Origin of the sequence: Rhizobium sp. 16-488-2b (assembly GCF_017741815.1) — a bacterium.
GTDB lineage: Bacteria > Pseudomonadota > Alphaproteobacteria > Rhizobiales > Rhizobiaceae > Rhizobium.
Genome location: NZ_JAGHMF010000003.1, coordinates 418670 through 434774, shown reverse-complemented (window position 1 = coordinate 434774; position 16105 = coordinate 418670). Strand labels below are relative to the sequence as shown.

The following is a 16105-nucleotide window of genomic DNA, read 5'->3' as shown; positions in this document are numbered from 1 at the left end:
GTCATGTTTGTGATAGCAAGAATGCATGGGTAATTTCCTGCAGACTCGTCCATTGAAGCAAATGCAAATGGCCCCGTTTCCGGAGCCATCGCATGTTCTCATCAAAATTGTCGCCACGATCAGGCGGCGCGGTAGACCCTGTCCTGGCTGCCGCTGTCGATCTTGAACTGCCTGATGAGGCTAAGGAGAGCGTCGGCTTCGTTGGCGAGTTCGCGGCTGGCTGCCGTGGTTTCCTCGACCATCGCGGCGTTCTGCTGGGTCATCTGGTCCATCTGGTTGACCGTGGTGTTGACCTCCTGCAGCGCGCCCGACTGATCGTGGCTGGCGCGGGCGATGACTTCGACGTGCTCGCTGATGGCGACGATCTGGGTGCTGATCTTTGCCAGCACCGTACCGGTCTGCTGTACGAACTGCGAACCGGAATTCACCTCGTTGGTCGACTTGTTGATAAGCCCCTTGATCTCCTGCGCGGCCGCGGCGGAGCGCTGCGCCAGTTCGCGGACTTCCATGGCGACGACGGCGAAGCCCTTGCCCGCTTCACCAGCACGCGCGGCCTCGATGCCGGCATTGAGCGCCAGAAGGTTGGTCTGGAAGGCGATCTCGTCGATGACGCCGATGATCTGCTCGATCTGCTGCGAGGCTTCCTCGATGCGGGTCATCGCGTCGATCGCATTGTTGACCACGGTGGCGGAATCATCGGCGCTGCGCTTGGCCTGACGCACGACCTGATCGGCCTCCTTGGCGCGTTCGGCGGAAGAGCGCACGGTGACGGTGATCTGGTCGACGGCGGCTGCCGTCTCTTCCAGCGAGGCGGCCTGGTTTTCGGTGCGCTTGGCGAGATCCTCGGCCGACTGGGCCATCTGGTTGCCATTGCCCTGGATCATTTCGACGTTGTCGCGGATCTGGCTCATGGTTGCCTGAAGGCGCATCATCGAGCCGTTGAAATCCTGGCGAAGCTGTTCGAGACGGCCGATGAAAGGCGTGTCGATCGTGGTCGAGATATCGCCCTGTGACATGCGTTCGAGACCCGATGCAAGCGCATTGACGGCGAACTCGATCTGGCGGTCCATCTCGCGCTTTTCGGCGTCGTTGCGCTGGCGTTCATGCTCGGAAGCGGCACGCTCCTCGTCGCTCTGCTCCTCGATGCGGATCTTGGAGATCGCGTTTTCCTTGAAGATGCCAAGCGCGCGGGCCATGTCGCCGATTTCGTCGTGGCGCTGTTCACCTGATATGCTGGTATCGAGCGCGCCATCGGCGATGCGGCGCATGGCTGACGTGATCTGGCCGATCGGCCGCTGCAGGGTCAGAACGAGCGCGATGCCGCCGACAACCGAGAGCAGGATGCCGAGACCGGTCGTGAGAACGGAGATGCCGTTGGCCTGTGTGCGTTCGACGCCGGCCGTCTGCTTCTGCAATTCGGCAAAGGCGGTGAGTTCGCCCCAGACGGCGTTCAGCTGCGTGCGGGCGGAAGCGTAGTCGGCGACGCGCTGCTCGATGGTGGCGACAAGGCTTTCGGCATCCTTGTCCATCGAGGCAAGTGCCGGCGACATGGCGGCGACGATATCCTCGGCGAAGTTCATGCCCTTGGCGCTGGCAAGCAGCGTGTTGAGGTTGGTGCCGAGGGTGGCGATTTCCTGGTGCAGGCGAACGCGGTTGTCCTTGTCCGGCTTGGCGGCGAACTCGCCGAGCACCAGCTGCAGCGAATAGATCGCGCTTTCGAGACGGCGCGTATCTTCCAGCACGGAATTGGTCTGGGCGATACGGCTGTCGAGCTCGACGAAGGTGGTCGTCGCGGCACGCATCATCTGCGTTGCCGTCAGCTGGGTGTAGGTCGACATCTGGCGGAAGCGTGACACGAGACGGCCGAGATTGGCGATCGCCTCGTCGGTGCCGGCGTCGGCGGCGGTCGCCTGCGTCTTCACGTCGCTGATCGTCTGAGCGAGCGACTGCGTCATGCTCTTCTGGTTCTGCGGAACGGAGATCTCTATCAGGCGCTGGGCTTTCAGGATGCCCGGGAGCGCGTCGGTGACCACCTTGAGCTTGTCGGCAGGCAATTGCGCCTTGCCGAAATCGGTCATTACGGTTGCCAGCGCATCGCCGCCCTTCAGGAGCCGGTCGGCGGCGCGCAGCGTCGCGGTGGCATTGCCTTCGTCGTTGCGAATGTTTTCCTGCAGCTGCTGGGCGTCATAATTGACGTTGAAACGGCTGGAGATCATCACCTTCTGGGCTTCGTCGATCGACTTGCGCAGGGCGACTTCCTGTTCGTGCAGAGTCCAGAGCTTGCCGACGGTGCCGGAGATGCCGGAGGTGCCATCGGTGGCGGCCTGCAGATTGGCGCGGCCGGCATTGTCGCCGATCTGCTTCAGCGTGGCGCTCAGCGTCGCATGCTGGGTGGAGACATCGGCGTAGAGCTTGTCGCGCGCTTCCTCATTGGTCACACGCAGGAAATCGTCCATGGAGCCGAAGAGATCCTTGAAACCGCTCAGCGACTGAAGAACGCTGTTGGAGATCTCCATTCGACCCTGAAGCAGGCCGGATGCATAAAGGCCGGTGAAGCCGACTGCTGAAATGCTTAAAACAAACGGCAAGACGAAGATGAGGACCTTGGTCTTGATCCTGAAACGGGAAAGAATCCTGTCAATAAACATGGGGGTTCCGGCCTTCCATACACCACTCCTCCCACCGGCGGCGAGATTGCGCGTCGGCTGAGTGCATCGAACATTTTGGAACAATGGGGGATCGCGAGCGCATGCTCGGACGGCAATCATTGCCTGTCACACCACGCAAAACGCGAGGCGCCCATAAGTCATACTAAAGCTTTGCCGAAGATGCGTTAATTTTTATATAAGCTTAGGTAGCCGGATATTACAGCAAACCGGGCGTTCGCGCGCTTATAGTGCAGGCGCATCGGTGCGCCGCAAAGTCTCGCTGTCTTGAAGGAGAGTGCCTTAGAGCATTCGCGGAAGGAAGAGCGCCATGATGGCGGCGGCGGCACTGGCGGCCAGGACGAAGTAGCGGATTGCGACAAGCCGTGTATCCGGCTGGGCCTTGGCAATTGCGATGGCGCGGGCGCGTCGTGTGTTCTTGTTCATCTGCAGAACCTCACTTCTCTATGTCACAACAATCCAACAAAAGACTGTGCTCGTAAAGCCTTATTTAGGAAGCCAATTTAAGCACGTCATCGGGACAGGATGGCGCACCCTGCTTAAGAACTCTTGAATCCTTCAACTGGTTTCATCTCTACGAAGAATAAGCTTTATAGACTGTCACCAGCCGCGACACCCGAAGCCCAGGCCCACTGGAAATTGTAGCCGCCGAGCCAACCGGTGACGTCGACGCACTCGCCGATGAAGTGGAGGCCGGGCACCGCCTTGGCCTGCATGCTGCGGGAATCGAGTGCTGCTGTGTCGATGCCGCCAAGCGTGACTTCGGCCGTGCGGTAGCCCTCCGAGCCCGAAGGCTTGATCGTCCAGTTCTGCGCGGCATCGACGAGGCGCGCCAGCACCTTGTCGGACATGTCGGCCATGTTGCCGGTGACGCCGGCGCGCTCGGTCAGATATTGCGCCAGGCGTTTGGGAAGCACCTCGCCGAGTGCTGTCTGCGCCGACTGCCGACCATTCGCCTGCTTTGCCGCCTTCAAATGCGCGAGAAGATCGACGTCGGGTTCGATATCGACGGTGATCTCGTCGCCCTCGCGCCAATAGGACGAGATCTGCAGGATCGCCGGGCCGCTGAGGCCGCGATGGGTGAAGAGCAGTGCTTCGCGAAAGGCGGTCTTGCCGTGGCGCAGTTCGGCGGGGGCGGCGATCCCCGAGAGCGGTGCGACGCTTTCGAGCAATTGCGGGTCGAGCGTCAGCGGCACGAGGCCGGGGCGGGTTTCGGTGAGGGGCAGGCCGAATTGTTCGGCGATGCGATAGGCAAAACCGGTCGCGCCCATTTTCGGGATAGACTTGCCGCCTGTAGCGATCACCAGCGAGGTTGCGTGATACTCGCCCTCGGAGGTGGAGACGCGAAAGCCGTCTTCGGTCTTATCGACCGCGACAATCTCGGTGCGCAGCTCGAGCCTGGCGCCCGCCGCCTGCATCTCGTCCAGCAGCATGCGGATGATGTCCTTGGCGCTGTCGTCGCAAAACAGCTGCCCGAGCGTCTTTTCGTGCCAGGCAATCTTGTGGCGATCGACCATGGCGACGAAGTCCGATGGCGTGAAGCGGGCCAGCGCCGACTTACTGAAATGCGGATTGGCCGAGAGGAAATTCTTCGGCGAGGCGTGGATATTGGTGAAGTTGCAGCGACCACCGCCGGAGATGCGGATCTTGTCGCCGGGCGCCTTGGCATGATCGAGCACGACCACCGAACGGCCGCGCTGGCCGGCGCGGATGGCGCACATCATGCCGGCGGCGCCCGCGCCTATGACGATCACATCGCTTCTTCGCTGCACGGCTGTTTCCTTTGTCGAAAGGCGTCTTCTTTTTCCATCAATAGGCGAAAGTCAACGTGCGTCCCCCCTCGCCAATTGCCAAACTCCGGTTATTATGGCTGCAAGATCAACGCAAACCGGTGTGTCATGTCCCCAAAAAAGACGACGCTGAAGCCTGCCAAGAACGTTCCCGCCTCGAAGAAATCTCCCCCGGACCCTGGATATCTTCGCGGCGTGGCCTCCTGGAAGGAAGCAGCGCAGTTCTTGCGGGCACGCGGGATCGAAGACATCGAATGCATCACGCCCGACCTCGCCGGCGTGCCGCGCGGCAAGATGATGCCGAGCTCGAAATTCACCTCCAACACATCGCTGGCGCTGCCTTCCGCGATCTATCGCCACACGATTTCGGGTGAATATCCAGAGGAAACCGAAAGCTTCCGCTACGAGCCGCGCGACAGCGATCTCAAGTTGGTGCCCGACCTTTCGACGCTTTCCGTCGTGCCGTGGGAAACGGACCCGACCGCGCAGGTGATCTGCGATATCGTCAGCGCCGATGGAGAAGAGGTCCCCTATACGCCGCGCAACGTCTTGAAGCGGATCATGAAGCTCTATCATGACCGCGGCTGGAAGCCGATCGTGGCGCCGGAGATCGAGTTCTATCTCGTCGCCAAGAACGACGACCCGGATTATCCGCTGCATCCGCCGAAGGGCCGCTCGGGCCGCGCCATTCTCGGCGGCCAGGGCTATTCGATCGCGGGGATCAACGAGTTCGACGAGTTGATCGACGACATCTACCACTTCTCCGAAAAGCAGGGGCTGGAGATCGACACGCTGATCCACGAAGAAGGCCCGGCGCAGCTCGAGATCAACCTTCGCCACGGCAACCCGATCGAGCTTGCCGACCAGGTCTTCATGTTCAAGCGGACGATCCGCGAGGCGGCGATGAAGCATGGCATCTACGCCACCTTCATGGCCAAGCCGATGCAGGGCCAGGCCGGATCGGCGATGCATATCCACCAGTCCGTCATCCACGAAGACACGGGCAAGAACGTATTTTCCAACCCCGACGGCTCGCCCTCGAAGGAGTTCTTCCACTTCATCGGCGGCATGCAGAAATACGTGCCGAGCGCGCTCTGCATGCTCGCCCCCTACGTCAACTCCTACCGCCGCCTGACACCGGACATGTCGTGCCCCGTCAACAACGCCTGGGGTTACGACAACCGCACGACGGCGTTCCGCGTGCCGGTGTCTGATCCGCAGGCGCGGCGTGTCGAGAACCGGCTGCCTAGCTCCGACGCCAACCCCTATCTGGCGCTGGCGGCATCGCTCGCCTGCGGCCTCTTGGGTATCATGAAGGAGATCGAACCAACGGCGCCGACCGAGGATTCGGCCAATGAAGGCTCGATCGACCTGCCGCGCGGGCTGCTTGAAGCCGTCGCGCTGATGGAGGACGAGCCGGCGTTCGAGGAGGTGTTCGGCCGCGAGTTCATCGGACTCTATGCCGGCGTCAAGCGCGGCGAGTTCGAGACCTTCATGCAGGTTATCAGCCCGTGGGAACGCGAATTCCTTCTGCTCAACGTGTGAGGATGGCGCCATGACATCCGAACAGACATGGCAGAGCCCGATCGCGCCCGGCATTTCGTGGTATCAGGCAACGGCGGGCGAGCGGCCCACCTATCCTGAACTCGACGGATCGAAGACATGCGACGTCGCCATTATCGGCGGCGGCTATACCGGGCTGCAGGCAGCGTACCACCTTGCCAAAATGGGCGTGTCGGTGGTCCTCATCGAGGCCTGCCGGTTCGGTGATGGCGCATCGGGCCGCAATGGCGGGCAGCTCGGCACCGGGCAGCGCTCGTGGCCGGAGGAGCTCGAGGAGGAGATCGGCTTCGAGCGCTCGAAGGCGCTGTTCGATCTCGCCGAGGACGCCAAGAAGCACTTGCTCACCTTCGCGACCGAGCACCAGATCGACATCGATTTCATGCCCGGTCAGATGAACGTGGCGCACAAGGCGAGCTACGAGAAGGACTTTCGCGCCAATGCGGAGATCGCAGCGACCCGCTACGGCTACCCGCACGCCACCTTCATGGACAGAGCGGAAACGCAGGAGCGGTTAGGATCGACGCGCTTTTTCTGCGGCGTGCGCGATACCGGCACCGGCCATATTCACCCGCTGAAACTCCTGATCGGGCTGGCGCGGGCGGCTGCGGCTTCCGGCGCTCAGGTCTTCGAAATGACGAAGGCGACGGCGATCCGCCAGGGTGGTGGAAAGGTGACGATCGACACGCCGCGCGGGCAGATCACCGCCGACAAGGCGCTGATTGCCTGTAACGGCTATATCGACAATCTCGAGCCGATTACCGCAAGCCATGTCATGCCGATCCGCTCCTTCATCGGCGCCACCGTGCCGCTCGGCGAGAAATCCACGGTCATTCCGGGTAGCGAGGCGGTTGCCGATTCGCGTTTCGTCGTGCGCTATTTCCGGAAATCCAAGGACGGGCGGCTGTTGTTTGGTGGCCGCGAGGCCTATACGGCGGACAATCCGCGCGACATATCGCAGCATATCCGCCGCCAGATCGCCGAGATCTATCCCGAACTCGATAACGTCGAGATCACCCATGCCTGGGGCGGATCGGTCGCCATTACCATGCCGAGACAACCCTTTGTGCGCGAGGTTATGCCCGGTGTGACTTCGATCGGCGGCTATTCCGGCCATGGCGTGATGCTTGCGAACTATTGCGGGCGGCTCTATGCCGAAACTGTGATCGGGAAATCCAGGGACCTCGAACTGTTCAAGGCGCTGAAAATCCCGGCCTTCCCGGGTGGCCCGGCGATGCGCGCCCCCCTGCTCTTCCTGGCGCTTTCGTGGTTTGCGCTGCGCGACAAGTTTTAGTCAGATTGCGGATTTCCTCACGAGGCTTTTCGATCTAAAACCAGTGCCGGACAAATTCGTTGCAGCGCACACTGGCTTTTTTAAATCGATTAGATTAAAGAGGCCATGAACCAGTCTGATTGAGAGATAGCCTCATGAGCAGCCAAATCATTCCCGTTGAACCTTTCGATTACGTCGTCTTTGGCGGCAGTGGCGACCTTGCCGAGCGCAAGTTGCTGCCGGCCCTCTACCATCGTCAGATCGAAGGCCAGTTCTCCGAGCCGACCCGCATCATCGGCGCTTCGAGAAGCGCGCTGACCCACGAAGAATACCGCAAGTTCGCGCAGGACGCTCTGAAGGAGCATCTGAAGAAGGGCGAGTATGACGAGGCCGAAGTCGCCAAGTTCTGCGAGCGTCTTTACTACGTACCGGTAGATGCCCGCTCCGACGCCGGCTGGGACCAGCTGAAGAAGCTGCTCGACGAGGGCAAGGACCGCGTGCGCGCCTTCTATCTGGCCGTCGCACCCGGCATCTTCGGCGACATCTCGCAGAAGATCCACGATCACAAGCTGATCACCAAGACCACCCGCATCGTCGTCGAGAAGCCGATCGGTCGCGACCTCGCTTCCGCTCTTCAGCTCAACGACACGATCGGCAAGGTCTTCAAGGAAGAGCAGATCTTCCGTATCGACCACTATCTCGGCAAGGAGACGGTGCAGAACCTGATGGCGCTGCGCTTTGCCAACGCGCTCTATGAGCCGCTGTGGAACGCCAACCATATCGACCACGTGCAGATCACCGTTGCCGAATCCGTCGGCCTCGAAGGTCGTGCCGGCTACTACGACACCGCCGGCGCCCTGCGCGACATGGTGCAGAACCACATCATGCAGCTCGTCTGCCTGGTTGCCATGGAAGTCCCGTCCTCGATGGATTCCGAAGCGGTTCGCGACGAGAAGCTGAAAGTGCTGCGCGCGCTGAAGCCGATCGACGCGTCCAATGTCGAGCAAACCACCGTTCGCGGCCAGTACCGCGCCGGCGCTTCGGCGGGCGGCCCGGTCAAGGGTTACCTCGAAGAGCTCGAAGGCGGCGTGTCCAACACCGAAACCTTCGTTGCCATCAAGGCTGAGATCAACAACTGGCGCTGGGCCGGCGTTCCTTTCTACATCCGCACCGGCAAGCGTCTTGCCGGCCGCATGTCGGAGATCGTCATCACCTTCAAGTCGATCCCGCACTCGGTCTTCGACCAGTCGGCCGGCCGCATCAACCAGAACCAGCTGATCATCCGCCTGCAGCCCGACGAAGGCGTCAAGCAGTCGCTGATGATCAAGGATCCGGGCCCAGGCGGCATGCGCCTGCGCAACGTTTCGCTCGACATGAGCTTCGCCGATTCCTTCCAGGTTCGTAACCCCGACGCCTACGAGCGCCTGCTGATGGACGTCATCCGTTCGAACCAGACGCTGTTCATGCGCCGCGACGAAGTGGAAGCGGCGTGGCAGTGGGTCGACCCGATCCTTAAGGGTTGGGAATCCACCGGCCAGAAGGTTCAGGGGTACACGGCCGGCACCTGGGGCCCGAGCCAGTCGATCGCGCTTATCGAGCGTGACGGCCGCACCTGGCACGACAACCTCTAAGGATCGAGAGAATGGCAGCGACCATGCACAATTTTGCCAACGCCGCCGAACTGGCGCGCAACCTTGCCGACAAGGTCGCTGCATCGCTTTCGACGGCCATCGCCAAGAAGGGAACGGCTGAGATCGCCGTTTCGGGCGGCTCGACGCCGAAGGCATTCTTCCAGGAACTGTCGACGCGCGATCTCGACTGGACGAAGGTGGTCATCACCCTCGTCGACGAGCGTTTCGTGCCCGCCGACAATCCGCGCTCGAACCATCTGCTCGTGATCAGCAACCTGTTGCAGAACAAGGCGAAGGCGGCAAAGTTCCAGCCGCTCTACCAGCCGGCGGCAACAGTCGAGGAAGCGGCGAAGCTCTCGACGGCGGCCACGGCTTCGATCGGCAATCCGTTCGATGTCGTCATTCTCGGCATGGGCGGCGACGGCCACACGGCTTCGTTCTTCCCTGGTGGCAGCAATCTTGCGGTTGCTCTCGACCCGAAGACGCCGCGCGGCATCATCACCATGGACGCTGACGGCGCAGGCGAACCCCGCCTGACTTTCACCTTCTCCAGCCTGCAGGATGCGGGGCTGCTCGTTCTTCACATCGAAGGCGACGGCAAGAAGGACGTTCTGGCGAAGGCCGAGGGTGCCGGCGACGAGACGGAGATGCCGATCCGGGCAATCCTTCGCCGCGCCGCGACGCCCGTCGACATTTACTGGGCTCCATAAGCCGACGGCCTTAATGGCCAACACGGCTTGAAGCCGCGAACAGACAATCGAATACCAGCAAACGACAAGGATCTCCCATGTCCGCTCATTCGCGCGTTGCCGCCATCACCAACCGTATCGTTGAACGGTCGAAACCGTCGCGAGAACTCTATCTCGAGCGCTTGCGAAACGCGGTGGGCAAGAGCGTGGTTCGCTCTTCGCTCGGCTGCGCGAACCTGGCACACGGCTTCGCGGTCTGTTCCCCCGCCGAGAAGGATGCACTGGCCGGCGACCGTGTTTCCAATCTCGGCATCATCACTTCCTACAACGACATGCTCTCGGCGCATCAGCCCTTCGAGACCTATCCCGCGATCATTCGCGAGGCTGCTGCGGAAGCCGGCGGCATCGCGCAGGTAGCGGGCGCTGTTCCGGCCATGTGCGATGGCGTGACCCAGGGCCAGCCGGGCATGGAGCTCTCGCTCTTCTCGCGCGACCTGATCGCCATGGCTGCCGGTATCGGGCTGTCGCACAACATGTTCGACGCCGCGCTCTATCTCGGCGTCTGCGACAAGATCGTACCGGGCCTGACGATTGCCGCGCTGACCTTCGGCCATCTGCCGTCGATCTTCGTGCCGGCGGGGCCGATGACCTCGGGCCTGCCGAACGACGAGAAGTCGCGCGTGCGCCAGCTTTATGCCGAGGGCAAGGTCGGCCGCGCCGAGCTGCTCGAGGCCGAGTCCAAGTCCTACCATGGGCCGGGCACCTGCACTTTCTACGGCACGGCGAACTCCAACCAGATGCTGATGGAGATCATGGGCTTCCATATGCCCGGCTCCTCCTTCATCAATCCGGGCACGCCGCTTCGCGAAGCCTTCACCCGCGAGGCGACCAAGCGGGCGCTGGCGATCACCGCGCAGGGCAACGAATTCACGCCGGCGGGCGAGATGATCGACGAGCGCTCGATCGTCAACGGCGTCGTCGGCCTGCACGCTACCGGCGGCTCGACCAACCACACGCTCCACCTCGTTGCCATGGCCCGCGCTGCCGGCATCGAGCTGACCTGGCAGGATATCGCCGAGCTCTCCGAAGTCGTTCCGCTGCTTGCCCGCGTCTACCCGAACGGGCTTGCCGACGTGAACCATTTCCACGCGGCCGGCGGCATGGGCTTCCTGATCAAGGAACTGCTGAAGCACGGCCTGGTGCACGACGACGTGCGCACCGTGTTCGGCCACGGCCTGCAGGCCTACACGATCGATCCGCGCCTTGGTGAGGATGGAAACATCGTGCGCGAGCCCTCCCCGGAAAAGAGCGTCGATCCGAAGGTACTCGCGAACATCGAGACGCCGTTCCAGGCCAATGGCGGCCTGAAGATGCTGCGCGGCAATCTCGGCAAGGGCGTGATCAAGATCTCGGCCGTAAAGGCCGACCGCCACGTCATTGAGGCGCCGGCGATCGTCTTCCACAGCCAGCAGGAGCTTCAGGACGCCTTCAAGGACGGCAAGCTCAACCGCGACTTCATCGCCGTCGTCCGCTTCCAGGGGCCGAAGGCGAACGGCATGCCGGAGCTGCACAAGCTGACGCCGCCGCTCGGCGTGCTGCAGGACCGCGGCTTCCGCGTTGCGCTTCTGACCGACGGGCGCATGTCCGGCGCGTCGGGCAAGGTTCCGGCGGCGATCCATGTGACGCCCGAGGCCGTCGACGGCGGACCGATCGCGCGCATCATGGATGGAGACATCATTCGTCTCGATGCGATCGCCGGCACGCTCGAGGTGCTTGTGGACGCAGCGACGCTCGCCGACCGCAAGCCTGTTGTGGCCGACCTCTCGGACAACGAATTCGGAATGGGCCGCGAGCTCTTCGCCCCCTTCCGCCGCGCCGTCGGCGCATCCGACAAGGGCGCCAGCGTGCTGTTCCACTGAGGCGCGGCGATGCAAGATAGAAACGACAAGGCCCGCGAGATCGTCTCGCGGGCCTTGTCGTTTCAGGCGTAGAAATCGGCGATTAGGCGCGGATGTCGAGCACGCGGTCGCGATGGGCCGGGTGGGTGCTGTAGACGAAGATCTTGTTCAGTTCCTTGTCGGTCAGCATGCGCAGGAAGCGAACTTCCACAGTGTTGTTGGGATTAACACGGGTCAGCATGCAGCCGATCTTGGTGATGCGGGCATCGGGAAGATCGAGATAGAACTGACGCGGGAGGTTGAACTGCGACAGGATCGCAAGGACCGCGCTGCTCTTGGAAATGCGGATGATGTCGCAACGGCGCGAGGCCATGTTCATGACGCCCTTCTCGGTATATTCGAGACGCGCGGCGTTCATTGTGTCCTCCATCTTGAACCGCACTTCGCGGTCGTACATGAAGGATTCTTCCTTGTTTAGAAAATGTCCTGATGACTGGGGGCTCGGTGTCGCCACTGTCGTAATCCTCTAAGTATGCAATGAGGAAAGACTACCAAGCGATCTTTAACAGAAGGTTCGAACAGCATAGCGCCGGGCCGCATTATTCACACGGCCCGGGAGTGATTTGCAACTTACTTGCGATAGGTGCGCCCCTCTGCATCGAACAGGTGCAGTTTCGAACGTTCGGCCGAGAAATGCATCTTCTGGCCGCGCTTCACATCATAGATGCCGGGCAGCTTGACGATGATCGGCTCGTTCTGGACCAGGCCCTCGATATAGAGCAGCGTCACCTCGCCGAGCGCTTCCACGATCGAGACTTCGCCCTCGAACAGATAGTCGTCGGTTGGGCCAGCGATGCGCAGGTCTTCCGGGCGAACGCCAAAGCTGGCGGTCTTGCCCTTTTCGGACGCGGCCGTCGGGATATCGAGCGTGACGGACTTGCCGCCGGTGAGCGTCACGGTGGTCGTGTTGCCGGCTTCCGTGACGGTGGCCGGGATAACGTTCATGGCGGGCGAGCCGATGAACTTGGCGACGAAGAGATTGGCCGGACGCTCATAGAGCTCCAGCGGCGCGCCGACCTGCTCGATATTGCCGGCGGACAGCACGACGATGCGATCGGCGAGCGTCATCGCCTCGACCTGGTCGTGGGTGACGTAGATCATGGTCGTGTCGGCCATCTGTTCGTTGAGACGGGCGATCTCGATGCGGGTGGCGACGCGCAGCGCCGCGTCGAGGTTCGAAAGCGGCTCGTCGAAGAGGAAGACCTTCGGGTTGCGGCAGATGGCGCGACCGATGGCGACGCGCTGGCGCTGGCCGCCTGACAGCGCCTTAGGCAGGCGATCGAGATACTTGGTGAGCTGTAGGCTTTCGGCCGCCGCGCGCACGCGGCGATCGATTTCCTGCTTGTTCTCGCCGGCGATCTTCATGCCGAAGGCCATGTTGTCGTAGACGGTCATATGCGGGTAGAGCGCATAGGACTGGAACACCATGGCGATGCCGCGCTTGGAGGGCGGGACGTCGTTGACCAGCTGGCCGTCGATATACATGTCGCCGCCGGTGATGTTCTCCAGGCCGGCGATCATGCGCAGCAGGGTGGACTTGCCGCAGCCCGACGGACCGACGAACACAACGAATTCGCCCTCCTTGATATCAAGATCGATGCCATGGAGCACGTCCACGGCACCGTAGGATTTGCGAATGTCCTTGAGTGTCAGTCCAGTCATCGAGTTCTCCTCCTCCAGAAGTCTCTAGGCGAGCCGAGCGAAATACGCGCCCCAGGCGGGTATATCGATCTTGTCGCCATAGTTATTGCTGACGAAACCATGGCCCGTCAACGCCTGCCAGTTGCCTTCAGGTAGAGCGACCAAGGCTTCGGTCGCGCTCATGTTGAAAACGCAGAGCAGCTTTTCGTTGCCGTATTCGCGCTGGAAGACCAGCATGTCGCCCTGCGGCTCCATGAACTTGATCTCGCCCTTGGCGAAGGCCGGGTGCTGCTTGCGGAAGGCGATGAAGCGGCGATAGTGCTCCAGCACCGAGGTCTCGTCGCCCTGCTGAACGCTGACGGCGCGCAGGATATGTTCGACCGGGACCGGCAGCCATGGCTTGACCGTCGAGAAGCCACCCTGGGCGACCTGGCTGTCCCAGACCATCGGCGTGCGGCAGCCATCGCGGCCCTTGAACTCCGGCCAGAACTGGATGCCGTAGGGGTCCTGCAGGTCCTCGTAGGCGAGATCCGCTTCCGTCAGGCCGAGCTCCTCACCCTGATAAAGGCAGACGGAGCCGCGCATGGTCATCAGCATCGCCGCATATTGCTTGGCGAAGGCATCGCGATCGGCAACGAGCGAGCCCCAGCGGGTCACATGGCGCACGACATCGTGGTTGGAGAGCGCCCAGCAGGCCCAGCCATCGGGGGCGGCGGCGGCGAAATCGTTCATCACGTCTTCGATGCGCTCGGGCGAAAGCGGATCCGGCGACAGGAACTCGAAGGCGTAGCACATGTGCATCTTGTCATCGCCCGACGTGTATTCGCCGACGATCTCGAGACCGCGCTGGCTATCGCCGACTTCGCCGACGGCGGCAATATCCTGGAACTCCTCGAGCACCGCGCGGAAGCGCTTCAGGAAGGCGATATTCTCCGGGCGGTTCTTGTCGTAGATGTGTTCCTGGAAGTTGTAAGGATTGACCGCAGGCGCCGTCGAGGCGTTGCGGCGCTCTGGCGCCAGCGCCGGATTGTCGCGCAATTCCTTGTCGTGGAAGTAGAAGTTGATGGTGTCGAGGCGAAAGCCGTCGACGCCGCGCTTCAGCCAGAAGCGGACGACATCCAGCAGGCGGTTCTGAACCTCGGGATTGTGCAGGTTGAGATCCGGCTGCGAGGTCAGGAAGTTGTGCATGTAATATTGCATGCGGGTCGGATCCCACGCCCAGGCAGAGCCGCCGAAGATCGACAGCCAGTTGTTGGGCGGGGTGCCATCAGGCTTCGAGTCACTCCAGACATACCAGTCGGCCTTGGCGTTGGTGCGGCTGGAACGGCTCTCGACGAACCAGGGATGCTGATCCGACGAATGCGAGATGACGAGGTCGATCATCACGCGAATGCCGAGGCGGTGGGCTTCGGCGATCAGGGAATCGAAATCGACGAGCGTGCCGAAGATCGAGTCGACGTTCTCGTAGTCGGAGACGTCGTAGCCGAAATCGCGCATGGGCGAAGTGAAGAAGGGCGAGATCCAGATGGCGTCGGCGCCAAGGGCCGCGACATGCGGCAATCTCGCGGTTATGCCCTTGAGATCACCGATGCCGTCGCCGTTGCTGTCCTGATAGGAGCGCGGGTAGATCTGGTAGATCACCGCGCCGCGCCACCAGTCCTTGTCCGCCGTCAGGTTGGATTGAGATGCCATGCTCATGTGTGGTCCTGTTGGATATTGCCTTGCGAAATGACTAGCCGCCCTTGACCGAACCCGAGAGCAGACCACGCACGAGATAGCGCTGCAGTGCGAAGAAGACGAGCAGCGGTACTATAATCGTGATGAAGGCCGAGGCCGTCAGGATTTCCCAGTTGCCGCCACGCGAGCCGAGCAGCGCGTTCAGCGCGCCCGTCAGCACGAGGTGATCCCTGTCGGTGCCGAGGAAGACCATGGCGACGAGCAGGTCGTTCCAAACCCACAGGAACTGGAAGATCGAGAAGGAGGCGAGCGCCGGGAAGGACAAGGGCAAAACGATGCGGGTGAAGATCTCGAAATCGCTGGCGCCATCGACGCGGGCGGATTCGATGATCTCCTTGGGCAGGCCCGCGATGTAGGATCGCAGGAGATAGATGGCGAGCGGCATGCCGAAGGCGGTGTGCGCCAGCCAGATGCCGGGATAGGTCTTGGACGGCGTATCGAGGAGCATGCCGACCTGATTGTAGAGCCTCAGAAGCGGGATCAGAGACATCTGCAACGGCACGACGATGAGGCCGACGACCAGCGCGATCAGCAGCGCACGGCCGGGGAATTCCATCCAGCTCAGCGCGTAGGCTGCGAAGGCGGCGATCAGGATCGGGATGATCGTGGCCGGGATCGTGACCGTCAGCGAGTTGATGAAGGACTGGCCGATCCCCTCGCCCGTCAGCACCGTGCGGTAGTTCTGAAGCGTGAACTCCGGCGGCGTGGCGACCGAGACATAGACGCGGCGGCCGCCGTCATCCGGGCCAAAAGCGGCGGTCTTGGCGTAGCGGTAGGTGCCGTCTTCGTTGACGGTGAGCGTCAGGCCATCGCCGAGATCGGCGGTCTCGCCGGCCTTGTAGGCCGAGGGCTGCGCGACGCGGGTGCCGAAGGCATTGATCGAGCGTCCCTCCTGGCCATCCAGCACGTTGCCAGAGATGACATAGGCAGGGCCATCCTGCTTCTGCTGGTCGACCTGGCCGAGGCGGGCGGCGACGGTGCGCGACGAGCCGGAGAAGGCCGTCCACCAGCCGGAGACGACGATCTGGTCCTTGTCGCGCAGCGCGCTGACGAAGATGCCGAGCGTCGGGATCAGCCAGATGATGACGATCAGAAGGACGGCAGCGTGGACAAACAGGCGGGCCGGGCCGATCTTGAAGAAATCGCGGGTCAGGGTCATC

12 protein-coding genes are annotated in these 16105 nt (G+C 62.1%); 5 read left to right on the top strand and 7 right to left on the bottom strand.

Annotation, left to right across the window (positions count from 1 at the left end; genetic code table 11):
• Positions 1-119: 119 nt before the first annotated feature.
• From J5286_RS03755 to J5286_RS03745, 3 genes are all read right to left on the bottom strand, one after another.
• Positions 120-2648 (bottom strand): methyl-accepting chemotaxis protein, encoded by a 2529-nt coding sequence (locus J5286_RS03755; RefSeq protein WP_209189195.1) that lies wholly within the window; start codon positions 2646-2648, stop codon positions 120-122.
• A 300-nt stretch (positions 2649-2948) separates the two neighbouring features.
• On the bottom strand, positions 2949-3092 hold the full coding sequence (locus J5286_RS03750; RefSeq protein ID WP_197067322.1) for a hypothetical protein: 144 nt from the start codon (positions 3090-3092) through the stop codon (positions 2949-2951).
• A gap of 164 nt (positions 3093-3256) precedes the next feature.
• Positions 3257-4438 (bottom strand): BaiN/RdsA family NAD(P)/FAD-dependent oxidoreductase, encoded by a 1182-nt coding sequence (locus J5286_RS03745; protein WP_209189194.1) that lies wholly within the window; start codon positions 4436-4438, stop codon positions 3257-3259.
• Positions 4439-4564: 126 nt separating this feature from the next.
• Here J5286_RS03745 and J5286_RS03740 point away from each other — a divergent pair, with 126 nt between their 5' ends.
• The 5 genes from J5286_RS03740 (at position 4565) to edd (ending at position 11528) form a co-directional block, all read left to right on the top strand.
• Positions 4565-6001, top strand: coding sequence for a glutamine synthetase family protein (locus J5286_RS03740; RefSeq protein WP_018898473.1), 1437 nt, complete (start codon positions 4565-4567; stop codon positions 5999-6001).
• A 10-nt stretch (positions 6002-6011) separates the two neighbouring features.
• Positions 6012-7310: an NAD(P)/FAD-dependent oxidoreductase gene (locus tag J5286_RS03735; RefSeq protein ID WP_209189193.1), complete on the top strand. Its 1299-nt coding sequence runs from the start codon at positions 6012-6014 to the stop codon at positions 7308-7310.
• A gap of 134 nt (positions 7311-7444) precedes the next feature.
• On the top strand, positions 7445-8920 hold the full coding sequence (zwf, locus tag J5286_RS03730) for a glucose-6-phosphate dehydrogenase (protein ID WP_209189192.1): 1476 nt from the start codon (positions 7445-7447) through the stop codon (positions 8918-8920).
• 11 nt (positions 8921-8931) lie between these two features.
• Positions 8932-9630 carry a 6-phosphogluconolactonase gene (pgl, locus tag J5286_RS03725; RefSeq protein ID WP_209189191.1) on the top strand — a complete coding sequence of 233 codons (699 nt, stop codon included), beginning with the start codon at positions 8932-8934 and terminating at the stop codon, positions 9628-9630.
• Positions 9631-9707: 77 nt separating this feature from the next.
• The gene (gene edd / locus J5286_RS03720; protein WP_111561720.1) at positions 9708-11528 is read left to right on the top strand and encodes a phosphogluconate dehydratase; all 1821 of its coding nucleotides are present in this window, start codon (positions 9708-9710) and stop codon (positions 11526-11528) included.
• Between the two features lie 82 nt (positions 11529-11610).
• On the opposite strand, the gene J5286_RS03715 is transcribed toward edd, so the two are convergent.
• The 4 genes from J5286_RS03715 to J5286_RS03700 all read right to left on the bottom strand — a co-directional run bounded on the left by J5286_RS03715 (position 11611) and on the right by J5286_RS03700 (position 16104).
• Complete coding sequence (locus J5286_RS03715; RefSeq protein WP_209215324.1) at positions 11611-11964, bottom strand: hypothetical protein; 354 nt, start codon at positions 11962-11964, stop codon at positions 11611-11613.
• Between the two features lie 173 nt (positions 11965-12137).
• Positions 12138-13229: an ABC transporter ATP-binding protein gene (locus J5286_RS03710; protein ID WP_047508342.1), complete on the bottom strand. Its 1092-nt coding sequence runs from the start codon at positions 13227-13229 to the stop codon at positions 12138-12140.
• Positions 13230-13253: 24 nt separating this feature from the next.
• Complete coding sequence (bglA, locus tag J5286_RS03705) at positions 13254-14906, bottom strand: beta-galactosidase BglA (RefSeq protein ID WP_112942751.1); 1653 nt, start codon at positions 14904-14906, stop codon at positions 13254-13256.
• 34 nt (positions 14907-14940) lie between these two features.
• Positions 14941-16104: a carbohydrate ABC transporter permease gene (locus J5286_RS03700; protein WP_209189190.1), complete on the bottom strand. Its 1164-nt coding sequence runs from the start codon at positions 16102-16104 to the stop codon at positions 14941-14943.
• Position 16105: the final 1 nt, after the last annotated feature.